This window comes from Syntrophales bacterium (assembly GCA_030018935.1).
Classification (GTDB): Bacteria; Desulfobacterota; Syntrophia; order Syntrophales; family CG2-30-49-12; genus CG2-30-49-12.
In genome coordinates, this window is the sequence record JASEGZ010000010.1 from 13,573 (window position 1) to 36,695 (window position 23,123).

The 23,123-nt window shown below is 47.4% G+C and carries 22 protein-coding genes; 20 read left to right on the forward strand and 2 right to left on the reverse strand.

From position 1 onward, the window contains the following. Positions 1-49: 49 nt before the first annotated feature. Positions 50-1,459: a glutamate--tRNA ligase gene (gltX, locus tag QMD03_03465; GenBank protein ID MDI6776289.1), complete on the reverse strand. Its 1,410-nt coding sequence runs from the start codon at positions 1,457-1,459 to the stop codon at positions 50-52. A gap of 240 nt (positions 1,460-1,699) precedes the next feature. Here gltX and QMD03_03470 point away from each other — a divergent pair, with 240 nt between their 5' ends. The 18 genes from QMD03_03470 (at position 1,700) to QMD03_03555 (ending at position 21,557) form a co-directional block, all read left to right on the forward strand. Continuing rightward, positions 1,700-2,410, forward strand: a complete 711-nt coding sequence (locus QMD03_03470) for a TetR/AcrR family transcriptional regulator (GenBank protein MDI6776290.1) — start codon at positions 1,700-1,702, stop codon at positions 2,408-2,410. 113 nt (positions 2,411-2,523) lie between these two features. Then, positions 2,524-3,402 carry an enoyl-CoA hydratase-related protein gene (locus QMD03_03475; GenBank protein ID MDI6776291.1) on the forward strand — a complete coding sequence of 293 codons (879 nt, stop codon included), beginning with the start codon at positions 2,524-2,526 and terminating at the stop codon, positions 3,400-3,402. Between the two features lie 20 nt (positions 3,403-3,422). Continuing rightward, positions 3,423-4,352: an amidohydrolase family protein gene (locus QMD03_03480; protein MDI6776292.1), complete on the forward strand. Its 930-nt coding sequence runs from the start codon at positions 3,423-3,425 to the stop codon at positions 4,350-4,352. Positions 4,353-4,440: 88 nt separating this feature from the next. Continuing rightward, positions 4,441-5,577, forward strand: coding sequence for an acyl-CoA dehydrogenase family protein (locus QMD03_03485; GenBank protein ID MDI6776293.1), 1,137 nt, complete (start codon positions 4,441-4,443; stop codon positions 5,575-5,577). An 18-nt stretch (positions 5,578-5,595) separates the two neighbouring features. Continuing rightward, on the forward strand, positions 5,596-6,780 hold the full coding sequence (locus tag QMD03_03490) for an acyl-CoA dehydrogenase family protein (GenBank protein MDI6776294.1): 1,185 nt from the start codon (positions 5,596-5,598) through the stop codon (positions 6,778-6,780). Positions 6,781-7,012: 232 nt separating this feature from the next. Continuing rightward, positions 7,013-7,804, forward strand: a complete 792-nt coding sequence (locus tag QMD03_03495; GenBank protein MDI6776295.1) for an SDR family oxidoreductase — start codon at positions 7,013-7,015, stop codon at positions 7,802-7,804. A gap of 64 nt (positions 7,805-7,868) precedes the next feature. Continuing rightward, entirely contained in the window at positions 7,869-8,633 is a 765-nt protein-coding gene (locus QMD03_03500) for an enoyl-CoA hydratase/isomerase family protein (GenBank protein MDI6776296.1), read from the forward strand. A gap of 477 nt (positions 8,634-9,110) precedes the next feature. Next, the gene (locus QMD03_03505; protein MDI6776297.1) at positions 9,111-10,289 is read left to right on the forward strand and encodes an acyl-CoA dehydrogenase family protein; all 1,179 of its coding nucleotides are present in this window, start codon (positions 9,111-9,113) and stop codon (positions 10,287-10,289) included. A 240-nt stretch (positions 10,290-10,529) separates the two neighbouring features. Next, positions 10,530-11,660, forward strand: a complete 1,131-nt coding sequence (locus QMD03_03510) for an acyl-CoA dehydrogenase family protein (protein ID MDI6776298.1) — start codon at positions 10,530-10,532, stop codon at positions 11,658-11,660. Between the two features lie 40 nt (positions 11,661-11,700). After that, complete coding sequence (locus tag QMD03_03515) at positions 11,701-12,234, forward strand: PHP domain-containing protein (GenBank protein ID MDI6776299.1); 534 nt, start codon at positions 11,701-11,703, stop codon at positions 12,232-12,234. A 69-nt stretch (positions 12,235-12,303) separates the two neighbouring features. Further along, entirely contained in the window at positions 12,304-13,428 is a 1,125-nt protein-coding gene (locus tag QMD03_03520) for an amidohydrolase family protein (GenBank protein ID MDI6776300.1), read from the forward strand. Between the two features lie 59 nt (positions 13,429-13,487). Further along, positions 13,488-15,059, forward strand: coding sequence for an acyl-CoA carboxylase subunit beta (locus QMD03_03525; GenBank protein ID MDI6776301.1), 1,572 nt, complete (start codon positions 13,488-13,490; stop codon positions 15,057-15,059). A 250-nt stretch (positions 15,060-15,309) separates the two neighbouring features. After that, a complete protein-coding gene (locus QMD03_03530) occupies positions 15,310-17,046 on the forward strand; it encodes a methylmalonyl-CoA mutase family protein (GenBank protein MDI6776302.1) in 1,737 nt (578 codons plus the stop codon). Between the two features lie 236 nt (positions 17,047-17,282). Beyond that, on the forward strand, positions 17,283-18,356 hold the full coding sequence (locus tag QMD03_03535) for a selenium-binding protein SBP56-related protein (protein ID MDI6776303.1): 1,074 nt from the start codon (positions 17,283-17,285) through the stop codon (positions 18,354-18,356). 174 nt (positions 18,357-18,530) lie between these two features. Then, positions 18,531-19,625: an SPFH domain-containing protein gene (locus QMD03_03540; protein ID MDI6776304.1), complete on the forward strand. Its 1,095-nt coding sequence runs from the start codon at positions 18,531-18,533 to the stop codon at positions 19,623-19,625. 180 nt (positions 19,626-19,805) lie between these two features. Beyond that, positions 19,806-20,225 (forward strand): nickel-responsive transcriptional regulator NikR, encoded by a 420-nt coding sequence (gene nikR / locus QMD03_03545; GenBank protein ID MDI6776305.1) that lies wholly within the window; start codon positions 19,806-19,808, stop codon positions 20,223-20,225. Between the two features lie 109 nt (positions 20,226-20,334). Then, positions 20,335-21,021 (forward strand): TonB family protein, encoded by a 687-nt coding sequence (locus QMD03_03550; protein MDI6776306.1) that lies wholly within the window; start codon positions 20,335-20,337, stop codon positions 21,019-21,021. After that, positions 21,021-21,557, forward strand: coding sequence for a MotA/TolQ/ExbB proton channel family protein (locus tag QMD03_03555; protein ID MDI6776307.1), 537 nt, complete (start codon positions 21,021-21,023; stop codon positions 21,555-21,557). Before QMD03_03550 ends, QMD03_03555 begins: the two co-directional genes overlap by 1 nt. Before the next feature lie 261 nt (positions 21,558-21,818). On the opposite strand, the gene QMD03_03560 is transcribed toward QMD03_03555, so the two are convergent. Beyond that, on the reverse strand, positions 21,819-22,070 hold the full coding sequence (locus QMD03_03560) for a hypothetical protein (GenBank protein MDI6776308.1): 252 nt from the start codon (positions 22,068-22,070) through the stop codon (positions 21,819-21,821). 73 nt (positions 22,071-22,143) lie between these two features. On the opposite strand from QMD03_03560, the gene QMD03_03565 reads away from it, so the two are divergent. Further along, on the forward strand, positions 22,144-22,542 hold the full coding sequence (locus QMD03_03565) for a biopolymer transporter ExbD (protein ID MDI6776309.1): 399 nt from the start codon (positions 22,144-22,146) through the stop codon (positions 22,540-22,542). Positions 22,543-22,614: 72 nt separating this feature from the next. Next, a complete protein-coding gene (locus tag QMD03_03570) occupies positions 22,615-23,109 on the forward strand; it encodes a hypothetical protein (GenBank protein ID MDI6776310.1) in 495 nt (164 codons plus the stop codon). Positions 23,110-23,123: the final 14 nt, after the last annotated feature.

Consider the following 23,123-nt stretch of genomic DNA (forward strand, 5'->3'; position numbering starts at 1 on the left):
TTACGACTTACGACTTACGACTTACGACTTACGACTTACGACTTATGACTTATGACTTACGACTTTCTATATATTCAATGGCTCTCTTTAACCTTTTGACTACCCGTTCCTTCCCTAAGGTGATCATGACCTCATCAATACCGGGGCTTACCGTTTTTCCCGTCAGAGCAACTCTCAGTGTCTGGGCAACGGATTTGAGTTTTGTGCCCCTTTCCTCGGCCACGGCCCGCAGAAAACCCTCTATCCCATCTTTTGTATAATCCGACAACGAGGAAACCTTTTCCATAACAGCCCGGAGATGTCTTGCAAACTCCGGTTTGAGGAATTTTCCTGCCGCCTCGTTGTCATAAGCAAGGCCATCCTTGAAGTAGAAAGCCCCCGCATCTGCCATCTCCACGAGAGTTTTTACCCTCCCCCTGAAATCAGCAACGATCCTTCCTGTAAGTTCTCGATCGGAGGTATCCAGTCCCCGCCTTTCCCAGAAGGGTTTCATTGTATCCACCAGTTTCTCTTCGGGATACGTTTTAATATAGCGCTGATTCAACCACAGGAGTTTTTCCGGATTAAAGACAGCGGCAGATTTTCCCACTGCCTCGAGGGTAAACAGACGGATCAGTTCCTCCATGGAGAATATCTCCTGGTCTCCATGAGACCAGCCGAGCCTGACAAGATAATTGACCAGGGCCTCCGGCAGATAACCCATTTCCCTGTAAGCCATGACGGAGGTGGCGCCGTGACGCTTGCTCAATCTCGCTTTATCAGAGCCGAGGATCATCGGGACATGACCGAATTTGGGAACTGCCGCTCCCATCGCTTCATAGAGGAGAATCTGACGCGGCGTGTTGTTCAGATGGTCATCACCCCGGATCACATGAGTGATGCTCATCTCCACGTCATCAACCACAACGGCAAAATTATAGGTTGGCCAGCCGTCACTCCGCTCGATGACAAGATCATCCAGTTCTTCATTATTAAAAGAGATGGACCCCCTGATGAGGTCGTTCACGATTGTGATACCAGCCCGGGGGCAGCGGAATCTCACGGCTGAGCTTGCCGTTCTAACAAGTCCTCTGTCACGGCATGTGCCATCATACCTTGGTTTTCTCTCCTCGGCCAGCGCTCGTTTCCTCTTTTCTTCCAGCTCCTCGGGGGTACAGATGCAGCAATAGGCCGTTCCTTCATCAACAAGCCTTTTTACCATTTCTCTGTAAATTTCCACTCGTTCTGTCTGGAAGAACGGACCTTCATCCCAGTTAAGTCCGAGCCATAACAGGGCATCCAGGATCGCCGCCGTTGATTCAGCGGTAGAGCGGACCTGATCGGTATCCTCGATCCTCAGAATAAACTGCCCGTTGTTGTGCCTGGCATAGAGCCAGTTAAAGAGGGCCGTTCTTGCCCCGCCGATATGCAGGAAACCTGTAGGAGAGGGGGCAAATCGTGTCCTGATTTTTTCTGACATTTTTTTAAACCCTGCTTCTTCTTTATGATGAACTCTCTTATAGGGTTCCCGCCCTCCTTTTGTCAAGACCGATTCCTGATAGTTTTCGTCCCACCACAATGACTCTGCTTTTCAATGCCCAAACGACCACCCTCTCAAGGAATTATATTGTAAAAAAATACTTGACTTTTATATTTTTGTTCCTTAAAAATGAATCCTACAAATGATGGGGAAAATCAAACAAATGATGGGGAAAAGACGGTGGTAAACTCTCCAGCGAAAAAACCCCGGAACCTCGAAACTGTGAGGGTAAAAATCCTGATTGCTGCCCGACGGCTTTTCGGGAAGTACGGCTTTCATGGCACTACCACCCGTATGATTGCCCGGGAGGTGGGAATTGATGTTTCTACCCTGTATTATCACTGGGGGGAAAAGGGAAATCTGTATGAAGCTGTCGTCCTTGACATAAACGACGATCTGAGGAAAAAACTTATTGATCTCGAAGGGGTAATCCACGGTCTTCCCCTCGCCCAACATATGAAAATTGCCATCGAAGCGATCACCGATTATCTTTTTGAACACCCTGAGATAACAAAGGTAATCCTCTCCCGTTGTTTCGTGAAGATCCGTCACGAGTCAAGCCAGAATATCCGTGTGCCGGAGTACATCTCTAACATCGCTTTTTCCATGGGTCTCAGTAGAGACAAAAAAAAGGTTTCTATAAGGCATAAAATGCAAGTGTTGACTATCATGAACGCCATTTATGCCTTTGTTTCGGGAGAAGAATTCTTCCGGGCAAGTCTCGGGATAAAGAGGGACGAGTACATCGCTCTTGTCAAGGAAACGTTAAAATTTATCCTGATTCCTGCCTTTGCGGATTCCATGGCGGGAAAGATTTTAAGCGTTCAGCAGTCAGCAGTCAGCAATCAGCGGTCAGGAAAAAACCGGACAGTGAAGGATGGCCGCTTATAGATAGTAAATATCTTAAGGAGGATAAGCTTTTGTTTTTACTGAAAACTGAAAGCTGACGGCTGATAGCTGAATGCCTCCAAATAATTTAAATACATAAATGAGGAGGAAAGGAAATGGCGATACCAGCTCATGAAGAATGGAGAAAAGTAGAAGGATATGATTTTGATGATTTGATTTATGAGAAGAAATATCTGAAGACAGGGGGAGTTGCCAGAATGACGATCAATCGTCCTGCAAAGTTGAACTCATTTACCGGGGCGACCATCCGTCATATGTGGGAATGCGTTTTTGATATCAACAGCGATCCTTCCATCGGGGTGGCAATTATGACCGGCGCTGGGGATAAGGCGTTTTGCACCGGCGGGGATGTGGAAGCGGAAGCGGAAGGCGAATTCGAAGATACGGTCTTCCTGAATTGCAATAAAATGATCGTGGCCTGCAGAAAGCCGATCATCGCTGTCGTGAAAGGGTGGAGCGTTGGGGGGGGGAACCACATGGCTTACTGCTGTGATTTTACCATTGCCGCCGACAACGCCAGATTTGCCCAAAATGGCCCCCGTGTGGGAAGCCCTGCCTGTGGCTGGCCCATTCAATACGCGGTAAGAGTAGTTGGTGCAAAAAAGGCAAGGGAAATGTGGATGCTTTGCCGTAGATACAGCGCGCAGGAGGCGCTAGAGATGGGGTTGGTTAATTCCGTTGTCCCTCTCGACAAGATTGATGAGGAGGTGGATAAGTGGTGCAATGAGATCCTCGAAAAAAGCCCAACTTGTATTCAGATACTAAAGGCTACCTTTGATGCAGAATCCAGCCATCTGAGACATGAGGATACTTTTGACATGCAAAAACTGATGTTCCCGGACTTTCAGAACAGCGAGGAACAAAAAGAGGCGCAGAATGCCTTCTTTGAGAAGAGGCAACCTGAGTTCTTAAAATTCGGGGAAAAAGAGTACGAAGAATATTTAAAGAAGAGGAGAGTAGTACATATTAAGTAAGGGTAAAAGGAGGGAAGAAGATGGCAGAGGAGAAGAAGATTGACCTCAAGGAGATTAAGGCAGTTGATTGCAGTCTGTTACCACATTATTGTGGTATGCCCCAAAGGTTACAAGATACCTTCAAATATTGGGAGTTCCAGATCATGGCTATTACCACCTTTGCCGGGGTATTCAGGAAAGTGCAACCGAAGCCGGGGGAGGAATGGAAGGTTTTAGGCGCTGCCTGTAAGTCCTCCGTAGAAGAAGCGGTGGCTGAAATGGATGAGGTAGGGATAGACTATGCGATATGCCCAATGGTCCCTGTGTGGTCCCAGCGTGACCATGCGATGATGATGGGTTATAGCCTTGAAGAAGTAGCCGAGATATGTAAAAAGTCTAATGGGAGGATAATCGGAGGTGCCGCCTACAATCCTTTCCGGATTAAGGAAAGCCTTGAGGAGATAGAGAGAGCAGTCAAAGAGTATGGTTTTAAATATGTATGGTTCCACCCCATCAGCTTTGGGTTGAGGCCGGATGACAGGAGGAACTATCCCCTTTATGCCAAATGCCTAGAACTGGGAATACCGGTAGGCATGCAGGTTGGTCACTCGGCAGAACCACTTACCAGCGAGCCAGGGCACCCCATGTATGCAGATGTTGTCGCCATAGATTTCCCCGATCTCGCCATAATCCTTACCCACACTGGCTATCCGTGGATTGAGGAGTGGTGCTCCATGATCTGGAGGCATCCCAATGTCTATGGGATGCTAAACGCCTATATGCCATCGGGCCTTGAGCCCGCCACAATTAGATTTGTGGACAGCCCGAGGGGTCGAGATAAAGTGCTTTGGGGTTCTCATGCATTTGGGATCACGCGCTGGAAGCAAGAGTTTTTGGGGTTGCCCATTCGTGAAGATACTAAGATAAAGGTCCTCAGAGATAACGCGATAAAGTTGTTTAAGTTAGGTTAGGTGGCTGGACCAAATCCCGTTTTTAACGATTGGTGCTTTTTAGGGAAAAAACCTTTTTCAGTATAAATGGTATGTAAGGGGATATGCGATGGATTTTGAACTTACAAGTGAACATCTTCTTTTCAGGGAGAGTGTTGCCTCCTTTGTCAAAAAAGAACACTCTTTCAACCGCTTGAGAGCATTAAAGGGTGATCCCTGGGGTTACTCGAGAGACGTTTGGAAGAAGATGGCCGAACTGGGGTGGATGGGGCTCATCTACCCCGAGGAGTACGGCGGCCTCGGATTGGATTTTACCTTTGTGATGGTATTGCTGGAGGAATTTGGCAGGGGGTTGTTGCCTGAGCCCTGGATTTCTACAGTCTTGTTAGGAGGGAATCTTGTCCTCGCAGGCGGTACGGAAGCACAAAAAGAGGAGATAATTCCTGCCATCGTTGCCGGTGACCTATTTGTCACCGTAGCATACCTGGAGGATGGCGGCCGATATGACCTTAACTTCTGTGCTACCTCTGCCCGGCAAAAAAATGGCGGATTTTCCCTTTCCGGCAGAAAGATATTTGTCCTCGATGGCTGCTCTGCGGACAGATTTATCGTTACCGCCCGCACATCGGGGGACATCTCTGATGCTGATGGCCTCACCCTCTTTATCATTTCCCGCGGGGCCAGCGGGGTGGAGATAACTCCTCTGAAAACGATGGATGGGCGAAATGCCTGTATCCTCGACCTTAAGGATGCGTCCGTGTCTGAAAGCGATATTATCGGTAAGCAGGATGACGGTTATCCTCTACTCGCGGATATTATTGATCAGGCCACGGCGGGTGTCTGTGCGGAAATGGTTGGCGGGATGGATGCCTCTCTCGAAATGACGGTTCGCCATCTCTCCGAAAGGGTACAGTTCGGCAGACCCATCGGTTCCTTTCAGACCTTACAGCACAAGGCTGCCGATATGTTCATCCAGAAGGAACTGGCCGCCTCTGCCACGTACTATGCCGTTGCCTCCATAGATGAGAAGACCGAGGAGAGGTCCCTTGCCGTATCCACGGCCAAGACCAAATGCTCCTCTGCCTATCTGGAGGTGACAAAAACGGCCATGCAGTTGTTCGGGGCCATGGGTTTCACCAATGAAGCGGATATCGGTTTTTTCCTGAAGCGGGCAAAGGTGACAGAAGTCCTCTTTGGAGATGCCGATTATCATCTCGCGCGCGTGGCGACCATGAAGGGTTATTGATTTTAAGGAGTTTGAAAAATGAATGTTTCATATTCTCAAGACGAACAGAGATTTCAGGAGGAAGTCAGGAAATGGTTCCGGGAAAATGCTCCTGCCGAGATCATAGACCAGACCCTCGGGGGGAGCACCCTTGATCCTGATTTACAGATAAAGTGGCATAAGACCCTCTTTGAGAAGGGGTGGGCCGCCCCTGAATTTCCCAGGGAGATGGGTGGCGCTGGTTTCAGCGAGACGGAGCAGTTTATCTTCCATTACGAATACAGTCTCTCCGGCGCCCCCAGGCCGAAGACCAAATTTATATCTCTTGGCATGCTGGCGCCTATACTGCTCCAGTTTGGTACAAAGGAACAGCAGGAACGTTTTATCCCGGACATGATTTCCGGTAAGACTGTATGGTGCCAGGGGTTTTCTGAAACTGAGGCGGGATCGGATCTGGCCAGTTTGAAGACGAAAGCCTCTCTGGAGGGGAATGAGTTTATTGTCAATGGCCAGAAGACATGGACCAGCATGGCCGATCATGCGGACTGGATGTTTATGCTGGTGCGTACAGATTCATCAGGGAAAAAGCAGGAAGGCATCAGCTTTTTACTGGTAGATATGAAATCTCCAGGTATTACCATCCGTCCGATCGAGGCCTTGACGGATCATGCACCGTTCTGTGAGGTATTTTTCGATAATGTCCGGGTTCCCAGGGAAAATCTGGTGGGGAAAATCAACGAAGGATGGAAGATTACCGGGACCCTCCTGGAACACGAGCGATTGGACGCCTCCGCCATGGGGGAACTGGTCTATGCCATAGAAACGGTCCGCAAAAATGCCGCAAAAACCATCTTCAGGGGAAAGCCCCTCCTCCAGGACGAGGTTTTCCGAAAGAAGTTGGCGGCCCTGGAGGTAGACTGTGATTCCCTTCTTTACGCCTTTTTCAGGATATTATCACAATTAAAAATCGGCGCGGCGCCTGGACCGGGCTCCTCCTTTCTCAAGGTTTATGGCGGTGAACTTTATCAGCGTGTGCTGGATCTTAATCTTGAGGCAATAGGTCCCTATGCTCAATCCTGGTATAATATAGAGGGATTGGGGAATTCTGTACACCAGGCGACTATGGGCTGGATCAACTCGAGAAGCCTGACTACCTGGGGTGGTTCTTCGGAGATCCAACGGACGATCATCGCCACACGTATCCTGAATCTCCCCCGTAAATGAGAGGGGTAAGATCTTTAGAGCTGTGAGGTTAGACAAGGGCCATATATGTTTAAAGAAGACTGTATTCACCGCAGAGCCGCTGAGAGCGCAGAGATTATTTGTTGTTTTCTGTTGAGAGGGACGGAAAACAACAAACTCAGGTGCGACCTCTGCGTCTGGAGCGAAGCGGGCGGTGAAAAAGGACGGTGAACATAGGAAAGTTCCGATAAAATTTGACAAAAGGGAGGAAAAAATGGATTTAAATTTAGCAGGAAAGACGGTTATTGTTACAGGTGGAGGATCAAATATCGGTCGTGCGATCTGTCATCGCTTTGCCGAAGAAAAGGCCAATGTGGTGATCGCGGAGTGGGATGAATCACAGGGCAATAAGGTTGCCGAGGAGGTCAAAAATTTGGGCGCCGCATCTCTCTTTATAAAGACCGATGTGACCAATAACAACGAAGTGGTAGAGATGGTCAAGAAGGCAACGGCCAAGTTCGGACAGGTTGATATTCTGGTCAATAACGTAGGATGGGCCGTTGATCAGCTCTTCATGGAAGAGACGAGAGAGAAGTGGGAAAAGATGATCGCCATAGATTTCTGGGGGGTGATAAACTGCACCCGAGCAGTCCTTGATCAGATGGTAGAGCGAAAGAAAGGGGCCATCGTCAGTCTCGGGTCGGATGCAGGAAGGATGGGCGAATACCGAGAAGCTGTCTATGCCGGATGCAAGGGGGGCGTTATTGCCCTCACCAAGGCATTGGCGAGAGAAGTGGGTAGATTCGGCATAAGATTAAACGTTGTCTGCCCTGGCTTGACTGTTCCCGAGAGTAAAGATGCGGTTGGCGAGAAAAGTTTGTGGTCTGGCGAAATGATGAATGTCTTTACCCCCGAGGCACAGGAGAAGGCGGCAAAGGCATACCCGCTGCGCAAACTTGGAAAGGCGGAGGATGTTGCCAACGCCGTTGTCTTTATGGCATCCGACCGGGCAGGCCATATAACCGGCCAGACACTCAGTGTCAGCGGCGGGTATACCATGATGTAGCGTTGCAAAAAACAGGAAAGCGAGTCAGCAGGCTGATTACTTCTTAAGAAGGAGGGTTTGTTTTATGGACTTAAAAGTTGTTCTGTATGAGAAGAAAGATCGTGTCGCCATCATCACCATGAACTATCAGGAGAGGTTGAATGCACTCAGTGATCAAATCCGTGCCGACCTGAGAACGGCGTATGAGGAGGCGCTGAATGATCGGGAGGTAGGAGTTGTTATCCTCACAGGAGCGGGAAGGGCTTTCTGTGCCGGAGCAGATATAAGTGGTTTCAAATTCGATATATCGAGTGTTCGCAGGTTTATGCGGGATGTTATACTTTTCTTAGCGATGCTGGAGAAATTCCCCAAGCCGGTTATTGCTGCGGTAAACGGTCTCGCCTTGGGCGGCGGGTTAGAACTTGCCATTTCCTGTGATATGATCGTCGCCTCTGACAAGGCAAAGTTTGGGGTACCGGAGGCGGCCATAGGTCTGGTTCCCGGCTTTGCCATTCTCCGGTTACATCAGATCGTGGGAAGGGCAAAGTCAAAGGAGTTAGCCATGACCTGCGACCAGATCTCCGCCGAAGAGGCATTGAGGATAGGGTTGATAAACAAGGTGGTACCTCATGAAAGCCTTATGGATGCCTCGATGGAAATGGCCCAGAAAATACTGTCTAAGGGTCCTCTGGCCATAGAGCTGATAAAGTTAGCCGTCAACAGGGAACTCCATGGAGAAGAACTGGCTTACGCGCAAGAGGCCCTGGGTTTCCTGTTTAAGTCGGAAGACGCAAGAGAGGGTATGGATGCATTCCTGAATAAGAGGAAACCGGTCTACAAGGGGTTGTAACTTTGACCGGAGTGCTTTTCCCATCGGTCTCGCCCTGCAGGCGGGGTCACGGGACACAATCGTAACAGTAAGCGTTCAGAGCTATCAGCCCTCAGCTTTCAGCGAAAACAGGAAGATACAAGGGGTAGGGGCGTGTTGCAATAAGCCCCTACCCCCAAGAAAAGTTCTCATACTGAAGTTTTTGTTTTGACCTGTCTTACTGATCGCTGACAGCTGAACGCTTGCAAAGATTATTGCGTTGAGAGCTTTGAAAATTGCCTTCATCAGGGCTTCAAAATCTTTTTTCGACCATGCATCATTTAGTTTCGCTGCCAGGGCAAAACTCAGGCTTCGCCTTCAAACAGTTGCCCTGGCGGGCGCTTCGCTGCGATGGCAGAGCCCCCCTCCCCGAAAAAATCTTTGCTTCGCCCTTCACGAAGCCAATTTTCAGTTTTGCAAAGCTCTCGAGTTAAATTCTGATTCAGGAGGAATTTTCCCATGGATTTTAAGTTAACAGAAAAGCAGCAGCAATTTCGAGAAGAGGTACGGGATTTCCTGAAAGTAGAAATGGCCAGGGGAGTTTACCCCTTTGGAAGCATACACCTGGCGGGGGGTCTTTCGAGGGAATTCTCAAAGGAGGTAGCCAGGAAAGGTTGGATAGGACTTGCCTGGCCTAAAGAGCACGGGGGGCAGGGATTGGGATACACCGACCGGATAATCATGCTGGAAGAGATGTTCCGGGTGGCTGCCCCGATGGCGTATCACTATATGGGAGATCGTCAGGTCGGTCCCGGACTCATACACTTTGGGTCCGATTATTTGAAGAGGGAGTTTTTACCAAAGATCCTCAACGCCGATGCTTGTTTTGCCCTTCTCTTCAGCGAACCTGAAGCGGGATCAGATCTGGCCAATTGCAAGACAACGGCCGTAGAGGAGGGGGATCATTTTATCATCAACGGGCAAAAGATATGGACATCAGGTGGACATTACGCCGAATACGGCTGGGTGCTTGCAAGAACCAACTTCGATCCCAGCGTCTCGAGATATAATTCCTTCAGTGAAATTATCGTGGACATGAAGATGCCCGGGATCACTATCCGTCCTATTATAAACATGGTAGGTGCCCACTCTTTTAACGAGGTCTTTTTTGATAACGTCAAGATCGGGGAGGAGTACCTGGTAGGTAAAAAGGATAATGGATTCCGCCAGATCATGACTAACCTGGATTATGAAAGGGCAGGCATTGACCGGCTCATGCAAAACTACCAGGTCAAGGAGGCCCTGTTGGAGTATGTAAAGACCAACAAAAGAAACGGTCAGCCTCTTTCCCGGGATACCCTGATCAGGGATACGGTGGCAAAGCTCGAGGTCGAGTATGAGGTGTCAAGATTATTTGTCTATTATGTGGCCTCTCTCCTGGATCAGGGGAAGATACCGTCTTTCGAGGCGGCAATGGGTAAAACGATATGCACCCTCTTTGAGGCCAAATTGGCCGACGTGGCAACAACGCTAATGGGCCTGCCCGGTCTGCTTATGCCGGGTTCACCGGAGGCGCTTTTCGGCGGTGTGGTATGCGAGTCGTATCTCTGGAGCCCTTCGTATACCTTGCAGGGAGGTACAGTGGAGGTGCTGAAGAATATCATTGCCCAACGGGGGCTGAAAATAGGTGGTAAATAGTTCCGGTATAAATTAGTAACTACTCAGGTAGGCACAAAGGCACAGAGCACCAAAGGCACAAAGTCGAGAGATCTGAAGAGAATGAGTTGCTTAAGTTCCTATAAGATGTTTACAAAGCGGTATTTGGACAGGTTGTGTCCTGCATTCCGATCGTATTCCTACAACTTTGTGCCTATGTGCCTTTGTCTCTTTGTGCCTGAATAGTTACATTGGGGAAAGATTAACAACAGGAGGAGTTCCATGGACTTTAATTTTAATGAGGACCAGAGGATCTTAACAGATATGGCAAGAAAGTTTTTTGAGAAAGAAGCCCCCAAATCTCTGGTGAGGGAGTTGCTACATGATAGCAAAGGTTATTCTCCTGAGTTGTGGCAGAAGATGGGCGAACTTGGATGGATGGGACTTGCCTTTGATGAGGAATATGGCGGTTACGGGGGTAGCTTCCTGGAGGTTGCCATCATCTTTGAAGAGACGGGAAGGGCAGGAGTTCCAACTCCCCTTTTCTCCACGGTAGTTCTCAGTGGTCTTTTACTTCAAGATTCCGGCTCAGCGGAACTTAAGCGAAAGTATCTAACGAAGATAGCGAAAGGGGATTGTATCTCTACCCTCGCACTGGTCGGGAAGGCAGGAATCTATAGCAAGGGCGAGGTAGGTCTGGAAGCCAAGCCGGTGGGAGATCATTATCACATCAACGGAACGGCATCTTTCGTGCCCTATGCCCATGTGGCAGACAACATCATCTGTGCGGCAAGGACACCATTGGCAAGCGGCGAAGGGGTAACACTTTTCGTGGTAGATGGTAAAGCCGAAGGTCTCGAGATAATTCCCTTAAAGACCATTTCAGGAGAAGGTGTTGACTGTGTGGTGAACATGAGAGACGTAAAAGTAACCATAGAACAGATTGTTGGAGAACCGGGGAAGGGATGGGAATGTATCGAAAGGTTATGGCCCAAAATCGCTGTCGCACTCAGTTGTGAGTGTGTGGGAGGGATGAAGAAGGTGATGGAGCTGACCATCGCCCATGTCAATGGGAGGGTGCAATTTGGAAAGCCCCTGGCTGCACTCCAAATTGTCCAGCATATGTGTGCGGAAATGTTCATAAAGTCGGAAACATCGAGACATGCCGCGTACCATGCGGCCTGGCTCATCAGCGAAGGGCTTGAGTGTGAGAAAGAAGCCGCTATTGCCAAGTCATGGTGTGGCGAGGCCTTCAAGGATTTGACAAAAATTGCCCATCAGCTTACCGGCGGTATTGGTTTCACCGAAGAATTTGACCTCCATCTCTACACCAGGAACGCAAAAAAACTGGAATTGTTGTTCGGGGATGGGGCCTTTCATAGGAATGTAGTGGCAGGCAGTGTTGGACTGTAGTTGCCACGGAAAACAAAATAGAAGGTTGTAAGAAGGGTTAATGGGTGTGAAGGTAAAGATTGATCTGCATACGCACCCTCTGGAAGCGACGGGCGATTCCATTCCCCGGATGGAAACGGTAAAAAAGATTATCGAACAGATAAAGAAACAGGGTCTGTCCGGGATTGCGGTTACCGAACATTGCAATAAGGATTATGGATTCAGGGTAAAAGAGATAGCCGACCGATATTTCCCCCATGAGGGAATTATAATCATTCCGGGCCAGGAGATTCGCCTCCATAGCGAACACGTGGTGGAATTATTCCTGCGGGATAGGGTCTTCAGGTTCTGTGCGCACCCTTTCTTCGGGAACGGTTTTGATGATTTCCTCGCTAAAGAGGGAGGAAATATCCATGGGATCGAATTAAAGAACGCCTCCTGGCAGCTTCAAGAGGATAGAGTAAGGGAAGTGGCCGGAAGGTACAATCTCCTCCTTCTGGAGAATAGCGATGCCCATTCACTAAAAGATATAAGTTTTCATTACAACGAGATAGATCTCGAAGATCTCTACCGTTGTGGTAAAGGCAAGTCATAAGTCGTAAGTCGTAAGTCAAAGGACATCAATAACAGATCTCTGTGAACTGGTACTGAAAGGAGTTTCATTATGGGAGAAGAGTTAAAAGATCAAGAGAAGGTCGAAAAGCTGTATGAGGAGGCAAGGTCTGCATTGTCTGCAAGATACTACATGGATGCGGAAATGTTTTTTAAGCAGGCTTTGGAATTGCTGAAAGAGGCTAAAGATGAGAGCAAGGCCTCCGCATGTGAAAAAGAGATTGAAGATGTCCAGAAGGAAAGCGCCGCCTGCTCACCTGTTCCGGCCATAGATTATCATGCCCACCCCATGTTCCGGGATGACCTGAGGAAGAATCCGGGACTTTTCATGGCTGCCAAACACTTCAGGCTGAAGGATGAGCTTATCCCGAAGGGTCTCGATGATATGTTGGAGGACATGGATAAGGCCAACGTGGAAAAGGCGGTAATAATGAGCCTGGATAGCTCCGCCTCTGAGCACTGGGCATTGAAAAAATCCATGTTGAGTAACGATGAAGTGGCAAAACTGGTCTCCCGTTATCCGGACAGATTCATCGGTTATGGCTCGGTAGATCCACGGAGAAAAGATGCGGTGGAGGAGACGGAGAGATGTATCAAGGAATTGAAGCTCAAGGGGATGAAATTCCATCCCGCCGCTGTGAGTACCTATCCCAATGACGAAAAGCTCTTCTATCCCATTTATGAAAAGTGTGTGGAATTTAACGTCCCCGTGCAGAGCCACTGTGGGACAACAGGGATGTATTTTACAAAAATCAAGTATATGATGCCTCTCCTTTATGACGATGTGGCCGTGGATTTTCCCACTTTAAAACTGGTGCTCCTCCACTACGGCGTTGGAGGATGGCATGACCAGGCCATGTCTCTGGCCTTCAGGCATCCCAATGTCTATCTTGATATATCAGGCTCTTCTCCCAGGATATATCCGCAAAGTCTTATTGTGTCTGCCAATACCCCCTTCTATCAGGGAAAGATTCTTTTCGGAACAGATTATCCCTTTGTGGGCATGCAATCATGGTTTAAGGCCTTCAAACAACTTAAAGGGTTCGGCTGGAGTGAGGAGACCCAGAGAAAGGTATTGAGGGAGAATTGTATACATTTACATGAATCGGAACCCGTTTCGCCCCTCGATATCTTAAGAAAGGAGGGTGTTGATGTTCCTCCCGGCGCCAAGAGATAGTAATAACAGCCGTTGAATATCCGATTTACGAGAAATATCGCAGGAGGTAGATAGAGATAATGAGCGCAAGAAAAACAGAGAGAAGTTATGAAGAGATCTATCAAGAATACCGAGGGAGAAGAGAAAAGATAGAAAAAATGGGCGGAGACAAGGCTGTCCAGAAACAGCATGAGGGATCGAAGTTAACCGCCCGGGAAAGATTGGACTATTTCTTTGATCAGGGGACCTTTACAGAAATCGGTCTCTTTGTGGAACATCGTACCACCGCCTTCGGGCTAGGGGAAAAAGAGATCCCCGCGGAGGGAGTTGTCGTTGGTTTTGGAAAGGTCAACGGAAGGTATGTCATGGCTGCCGCCGAGGATTATACCACCATGGCCGGCACTTTTGGCGAATACCATGGGAAAAAATTTTCGGAAGCTATCAGGATGGCAAAGGAAAAGGGGGTCCCCTTCGTGGGATTGAACGATTCAGGGGGCGCCCGGCTTCAGGAGGGGATGGATACCCTGGAGTCCTATGGCTGGCTGTTCAGGGAGCAGATACTTGCCTCGGGCATTATCCCCCAGATTGCTATCATCATGGGACCATGCCTGGGGGGGCAGGCATATCACCCCATCATGCAGGATTTCCTCATTCAGTGTAAAAAGACAGGTTTTATGGGAATAGCAGGACCGGCCTTTGTCAAAACCCAGTTAGGCGAGGAGATCAGCTTGGAGAAACTCTGCGGGGTGCCTGCCCATGCCATCATCAGTGGTCAGACACACGTAGTGGCAGAAGATGATAGGGACGCCCTGGATAAGGCTAAAAAAATCCTGAGCTTTCTTCCCTCCAACAATAGAGAGACGCCTCCGGTAACAGATGCGGATGACGACCCGGAAAGGGTCGCCTATGAACTTGATGAGATGCTCCCCGTCCAACCATCCACCCCTTTTGATATGCATAAGGTTATCGAAAGGATCGTAGATAATGGGGATTTCTTTGAACTTTTCCCGGACTTTGCCCGGAATGTAATCATAGGTTTTGCCCGTTTTCATGGCCGTCCAACGGGTATTGTGGCCAGTCAGCCCAACTGGTTAGGGGGGGTTATCAATTGTGACGCCGCTGATAAAGTTGCCAGATTCGTTAGATTCTGTGACCTCTTTAATATTCCCCTCGTAAACCTCCACGATACCCCTGCTTTTATGATCGGTTCCAGGGAAGAACACAAGGGGATTTTAAGGCATGGGGCAAAGATGCTCTATTGCTATATTGATGCTACCGTGCCAAAGATTAGCGTTATCCTGAGAAAGTCCTTTGCCGGGGCCTATCTTGCCATGTGCTGCAAGGATACGGGAGCTGATTTAGTTTATGCCTGGCCCAATGCCCGCATATCTATCGTAGGGGCGGAGACAGCGGCCAGCGTCATCTTTGCCAGAGAGATAAAAGAGGCCGATGATCCGGCCAGGGTAAGGAGCGAAAGGATCGAAGGGTATCGAAGTATCTATGAAAACCCCTACAAAGGGGCAGAGCGTGGGTATATAGATGACATCATTATGCCCCACGATACGAGAAAGTTTATCGTCCGTTCTCTGGATATACTGAAAAATAAAACGGACACTCGACCCTTCAGGAAATACTCAAACATCAATCTCTAATACATACCTAACCCGCATAAAGCGGAAAAGTGACTAAAGTGAATTAAAGTGTGAAGCGCCTAAATTTTCTGATTTTTCTGTAACTTTGAGAGCTTTGAAATTTGGATTCATCCGCGCTCAAAAATCTAAGGTCTCAACTTCAGGCATTTTAGCTCACTCCAAACTTCACACTCATCTATATTTTTTATCGCTCGCCCACCCAAAACGGCTTATCGTTAATCAATCATCATCAAAAACAGGAGATGATATTATGAAAGATGATCGGAAGGCAATAGAGGAGAGAGAAAAGCGATGGAAGGAAACCACGCTCAAGACAAACCTTGAGAAACTAAAAAGGGACAAACCGTATACTCGGATTCATACCCCTCTTGATCTTAGGGAGGACTGGAATTTCTTGGATGACCTAGGTTTCCCCGGTGAATACCCCTTTACCCGGTCGGGTTTCGCGACTTTCAACCCCCCTTTGGACAGAGGCATAGACTCCGGCGCCATGGTATCCAGTGGTGTCAGGTCAAGAGCGGGAGAGTACAGTGGGTTCGGCAGGGCCGAGGATACTCGCGACCTCTGGCGCAGTGAAGGCCGAAGAGGAGCCAACATCGCCTTTGACCTGCCGACGCAGTGCGGCTACGATTCCGATAATCCTCTTGTTGAGGGAGAAGTGGGGGGCACCGGCGTGGCAATAGATACTTTAGAGGACTTCGCCACGCTGTACGACGCGTTTGAAGGGGTGGTAACCCTCGACCAGATGGCATCCAACTGGACCATAAATGCACCGGTGAACATAATCCTGGCTATGTACATTGCTTTGGCAGAAAAGCAAGGCGTTCCCATAGCCAAACTCAGGGGAACCCCCCAGAATGATATTCTAAAGGAAATACTGGGGAGGGGTACCCACATATTTCCTGTGGATCCTTCCATGAGGATGATACGCGATACTATAACGTTCTGCACAAAATATCTGCCTCTCTTCAACACCATCAGCATTTCCGGGGACCACATGCGACAGGCCGGGGCGCTGACACAACCACAGATAATAGCCTTCACATTTTCCAATGCCATCGCCTACATTAGATTAGGGCTGTCCACGGGGCTAAGTATAGATGAGTTTGTGCCGCGTTTCACCTTTCTCGGTTTAGGAGGCGGCCCCGAGTTTTTTCGTGAGATAGCTATGTGGCGGGCAGCCAGAAGGATGTGGGCGAAGATCATGAAAGAACGCTTTGGCGCTACCAGCCAGAGAATAATGACGTTGCGGTCTGCATATTTTGCAAGACATGACGCCGACTGGTGCACAAAACAGCGGCCCTTAAACAATTTGATTCGTGGCGTTATCGGGGGCATTGCTGGATGCTTTGCCGGTGGTCAAGCCTCAGGAGGTATACCTTTTGATGAGCCCCTGGGGCTCGGCTGGAGTTACGAGGCGCGACAGCTTAGAGATGACGCCACCAGGATAATGAGGTATGAATCTCGTCTGGAGGAAGTTATTGATCCACTGGCGGGTTCCTACTATGTAGAATCTTTGACCGACCAGATCGAGGAAGAGGCATGGAAATTCATCCACGAAATTGATTCATTGGGTGGGGCTGTGGAGGCCATAAAGAGTGGTTGGTCTCAACGTCTGATGGCACGTCAGGCTTGGGAGCATCAATCTCAGATAGAACGAGGTGAGACGATAATCGTGGGAGTTAATAAATTCACGGGCGAAAACGAACTCGACGTGCTTCCCCAGATGATTGTAGCCCATCCTTACGATGCCAAGAAGAGGGCAGAGGCGGAAGAATTGCAGATTGCCAAACTGAAGAAAATCAAGGCCGAGAGAGACAATAACCTGGTGCATTCCGAACTCAAAAAGATAGAGGATGCGGCCAAAAAGGAAGACGAAAATCTGATACCCTATTTCGTTGGTGCGGTCAAGGCACAGGTCACACTCGGTGAGATATGCGGAGTATTGAGGAACGTTTTTGGGGAGTATCAGGAGGCGGGCATATAGATCAGGAATTGAAGGACAATGAGAAGATAAGGAGGTGGGATCATCGAATCTTTCCTCTTGACAAACGTCCTAAGGAGAGGTGGTGTTAGATCACCCAACCTGAAATTGGGAAATCGGTAGGAGGTTATAGATTACAGTGCAGTTAGTCAAGCCAGGAAGAGGTTGTGGATGAGGTTGAAACGCTAAGCAAAGTTGAAGAAAAGATTCGACCCATTATCCGCTACTGTTAGTAGTTAATGAAACTTCTGGTATTAATATTATTCTACATACTATTTCTCGGCAATAATGCCTATCCTGTCAATCTTGAAAAGATAAAATGCTTTAAGGCTGACGGGGCACCAAAATCAATAGCTATTAGTCCTCGGGGCGATATTGCTGTAGTGAGTAATCTTGAAGGTGGAAGTGTATGGCTTATAGATACAGTTACAAAAAAGGTATTGAAAAAAATAAAATTTAAAAAAACTCCCGGTACTGGTTTTAACTATCAAAAGAGGATAAAAATTCCTTCGTTTCAAGAAAAACCTATAGAAAGCGCCTTTTCAAATGGAGACAGATACATCTGGATATCGCTTCATAATGCAGGGGGGGTGGTAATCTATGATAGAAAAGAGAAGCTGGAGGGGAAGTCATCTTATAAAAAGGCATGGATATATGATACGTCAAATGACACTACAAAAATAATGAAACTCCCATTTATAAAAACTGGCGTAACACCTAAGGTGATAGCTGTTTCTCCAGACGATAATTGGGTATATGTTACCAACTGGCATTCTAATGATGTTTCGGTAATCAATGCCCGCACATTCGAAAAACTGAAAAATATGAAGGTCATCCGAATCCCCCGTGGTATTATATTTACCCCTGATGGGGAATATGCCTTTGTTGCAAATATGGGTTCAAATTACCTGTCAAAGATTGATGTTGTCACTCACAATGTAATTGAAAATAAAGTGGTAGGGTTTAATCCCCGCCATCTCGTTATCAGCGGTGATGGAAAGTATCTTTATATCTCACTGAATATGCCAGGACTTATAAAGAAATTTGATGTACAGAGGGGAATGTTAATTGCGACTACAGCAGTGGGGAAAATGCATAGAACTATTGATCTTTCAAATGATGGTCGGTATCTTTTTGTTGCCAACTATGGCGACAACAGCATTACAATCGTGAATACTGAAGCGATGTCAGTGATAAAGACTTTTTCTGATCAATTGCGCCCTTGCGGTTTATGCTTCTCTAAAGACAGAAAGGAGCTATGGGTTACAAACTATTATAGTAATACTGTTTGTATCTATAAATTTGCTGAGTAATTGTCAAACAGATAATCGGCTGAAGTCCAAATGCCCCTGCGGGGCACTTTGCTCATCCACCAGCCCGATGGTCAATGGTCAATAATGTATTAAGTGCTTACAGAGTAAAATTTCACAAACTGGTAAGGAGGATAACACTCCACAATAAGAGGGCATTCTGCGAGGAAGGATGAGATGGGAACGAATAATATCGGCCTGGGCAGGCATACCCTGAAAACCGCCAATATCCCTATACTGACGAAGATACTCAGTCTGCCGTGGGGGACGACCAGCCCTCTCCGTGCAGAAGTTTATTTTACCAACATGAAGGTTTTCCCCAATCTGAAATGGGGGACACGAGATCCCGTCGCCTTCAGGGATGCGGAACTGGGCCTGATCCGTCTCCGGGCTTTTGGTGTTTTTAATCTTCGTGTCATACAGCCGGTTTTCTTCATCAACAGCCTCGTAGGAACCCAGGGAATGTTTACCACCGAGGAGATTGAGGAATACCTGAACCGTGTTATCGTCTCACGTTTTAACGATTTCGTGGGAGAAAGCATTGACACCATTTTCAATCTTCCCGCCCGCTACAATGAACTCTCGGAGGAATTGAAAAAGCTCCTCCCATCTTACCTCCTGGACAGGACGGTCAAATACAATTTATTCCTACCCTTTGCCCCCGGTGTGGTTGGGACCTGGAGGGGGAGAAAGCTTCCCTGGTACTCATCTGCAAGAACTGCAATTCTGTGGAGCTGTCCCGGAACGGTATTTGACCCCGTCTCATTTATCGTGATGGCGCCAGGTGCCGATGGCCCATTATACTATCTTCCTTTCTGGAGGTTGAAAGTCACCATCGAGGGTATCAAACTCGCCTCCTACGCAGACCTGATCAGGGTGGGAAACTTACCCAGAGCCATTACGGACGTCTGCGAGGAAAAAACACTCTATTTCTGGTTCCCTGCCTTCAAAGTTAATCCTGCCCTCTTCTTAAGATGGGCAAGACAGATGACTGTCTTTCAACCGGAAGGCAAGACAGATGATACACTTCCCAACGGGCTTTATCCGGTTACCCTTCCCGTTCAAGAAGCGTTAGAAAGTGCAAAGATTATCATCGCAAGCATCACCGCGGATAAAAGGGCAATTTTCCCCCTTCTCTCTAAAATCCAGCTCAGATTAGAGGAGTCTCATCTCGTTTACCACCCGTTTACCGTAAGCCACCATGAACTTATCCATACACAGATGCATTTGAGCATTGATAAAAAGGCCCTCACTTACGGGATAGGTTTGTAGCAGCGGTTTCCCACGGCTCAACATGCCGGAGATTTACATCCTTCCTATCAGACGTGAGGTATTTGCAACATCCCTTCTTCCCACCAGTGAAGCGAAAAATTTTCGGTGACAGCCCCCCAAAAAATACTTGACATGGGTATTATTATTTTTTAAAATGTGCCACACAAGGGGAGGAAAAAGATGGGAGAGGTTGTACGTTTCGGCGTTTCGTTAGATGAGAGTCTGCTGGGAAAATTTGATCAGCTCATTGCCCGCAAGGGTTACACCAACCGCTCGGAAGCCATTCGAGACCTGATCCGTGACAGCCTGGTGCAGGCGGAGTGGGAGGTCGGTACAGGCGAGACGATAGGGACAATTACCATTGTTTATAACCATCATACGAGAGAGATTTCCGATACCCTTGCTCATCTGCAGCATCGTTATTACAGGTCTATCGTCTCTACCACGCATATACACCTGGATGAGCATAACTGTCTGGAGGTCTTGATTGTTAGGGGGAAGGGTGAAGAAATTAAAGAGATCAGTGATCGACTTATCGGCGCCAGGGGAGTGAAACATGGAAAACTATCTCTCACGACTACGGGAAAAGAACTGACATAAAAATTACCCCCAAAATTTTTTTATCCCTGAGTAACACGAATTTAATTATCGTATTATGGAAATTACCCCCCTGTTGTTCAAGCTGGTGTCTTCTGGTGGAGGAAAGGTATTGAACATATTGAACATACGGCATAACCCCGGGCTTTTTATTTCAGGAATTATTCATATCCTTATTATGGCTATTCCTGTCTCTTTTGCCGTTGTCCAGAAATTTGGTGAGATAGAGCTTTTTGTAATAACCGAAGAGATGTCTTCTGTTCGAAAGCAAGAGATACCGGAAAAGACACTAAAAGTTAGCAGAGTATTGTCACAGAAGACGAAGAACATGGAAGAACCCCTGAAAATTGAGGAACATCCTGAAATTACAGAAGAAAAAGTAATAGAACCTATATTAATTACGGATAAGAGAAAAGATATTGCTTTACCCCTGGCGATTGCTGACCCTCTGGAGAAGGCTTCTCCCGCACCTCAGTCTTTTGCCTCAACCGGAACTTCAGGGCCTCGTGATGTGGAATTCGGGACGGCAACAGGGCCTAAATTTCTGCACAGGAGAATACCTGTTTACCCTTTGATGGCAAGAAAACTCGGCAAAGAGGGAGTGGTTGTTTTGCGACTTGCCATTGACCACAGGGGTAATCTTTTAAATGTTGAAGTTACAGAAAGAGCCGGTTACGGCTTTACAGAGGCGGCGATTGAGGCTGTGAAAAGATCAACATTTCTCCCGGCAAAGAGAGACGGGCAACCCATTATTTCACATGCCCTATTGCCCATAAGATTTATGCTCAGGAGGGATTGATGATTGAGTTTTTCCTGAAGGGCGGATTCCTGATGTATCCAATCATGCTCTGTTCTCTTGCAGGAGTTGCACTCTTAATCAATAAATTTTTGCAGTACAGAAGAATCTTGAAAGAGATAGGCAGACCAGATATCCTGAAAGTGAAACCGGCCATATTAGTTCCTCTATTAACGGCGCTGGAGAATGGTGGGAACGAAAAAGAATTATCGGTCATCGGCACCCGGCAGGTAAGGGAGATGGAAAAAGGACTGAGCTGGCTTGGACTCATTGCGACGATAGCACCGCTCCTTGGTCTTACAGGTACTGTTACAGGCATGATTAAGGCATTTATGGTGATCTCAAACAGTTCGAGTGTGAGTCCTTCGATGCTCGCCGGAGGCATCTGGGAAGCCCTCATTACGACGGCAGCAGGATTACTCGTAGCGATACCGGTACATATTGGGCATCACTACCTTGAAAAGCAGGCCGACGATATCGCCTTTATGATGAAGGAGATAACCATGAGTCTCTATATGAGGAAACAAAATGCGGGCTAAAAGACCTTTAAGGTTTTTTGAGTGTATCGTGGGGACCAATCCTTCTGAGGAGATAATATCCTTTGTGAATTTCAAAGGTAAAACGATAAAACATCGTAATACTTGCTTCCCATTTGTTTTCGTACCCTCCCAGTTTTTTAACCCTCAAAGATGGATGCTGAATGTTTTCCATAAAAAGCCTGATCTTTTTATCAAAGGCTTTCTGGACATGATGTGGGAGTTTCTTGTAGTCCTTCTTAAAAGAGTCTGTTCTGACTATTTTCATGCATTTAGATCAGTGATGAGTTCATCTACCGATAAAAATTCCTTAACCCTTCCTGATGCTATATCCGAGTCTGCTTCTGTTTCTGCCATTTTCCAGTCAAAATCCCTGAAATACAGGGGAAGTGTTAATGCATACCTGATAAGTTCATATATTGCAGACTCTTCATTTGGAAGGTGCGATTCCTCTTTAAACTTCATCACTTTATCAAACATGCTATTTGGTAATTCTAAAACGACTTTTTTACCCATTTTTTACCTCCTCTTTTGTTCGGTAAATATTAACACGGGATATGCTTTATGTCAACCATAGGGGAATATAAAGATGGAATTTGAACGCAGACGACATAATCATGCTCATATGGATATTGCTCCATTGGTGGATGTGGTATTTCTCCTGCTTTTATTCTTCATGCTTACATCTCATCTGATACAGGAACCGGCAATCAGGATCAAGCTTCCCGAATCAAAGACAGCAGAGGCAAAGAATAAAGCGATTAAAACAGTATTTATTACGAAGGATGGCAAGATCTATTTTATGGATAAAAGGGTGGAACTAAGGAACCTTCAAATGGCGATTAAAGAAGGATTAACCGATAGGGAAAGAGACTTTTTGCGGATAAAGGCGGACAGGGATGTAAGTGTTGGCATTTTAGTAAGTGTGATTGATGAGGTAAGGCATTCAGGGATCAAGAATTTCAGTATTGCGACTGAAAGGAGGTGAAGAATTTTATTTTATAGTGGTGAAAAACACAGGAAAAGAAGGCTTTGACAACGACAAAAAGGAGGTAGAGAGATGGAAGTTTCCAAAGACACATTGAAGAAGATCTATACTACAAGCTTTGCAGGGCATATAGGCTATATTATGGCTGTGGCAGAGAAGATCGGTAGAGAAGAGGCCATAAGGATTAATGCCAGGCTCCACGCAGGGATGGCCGAAATGGTAAAACAGAACCTCTCAAAATTGGGTATAACCGGGGATGATGCCAGGGCGGGTATGGCTGTTATAGATGCCATAATGGAAGAGCACTACCCTGGATTTAGTGAGTTGATGGAACGGGAGCGGACTGAAAGTACTCCCAAAAGGGTTGTATCCAGGCACAAGGGATGGTGTGCTACCTTGGCTGCCTGCCAGATGCTGGGGATATCCCCAAAGGACTTCTGCCCCATCCCGCACGAGGAAGGTCTTACCCCAATAGTTCAGGTTTTAAACCCAAAACTCCGGGTGAAGTTGGGTAAGATCAGACCAGAAGATGAGTACTGTGAATTGATAGTTGAGCTTGAGGATTGATACTTCTTTCCCTG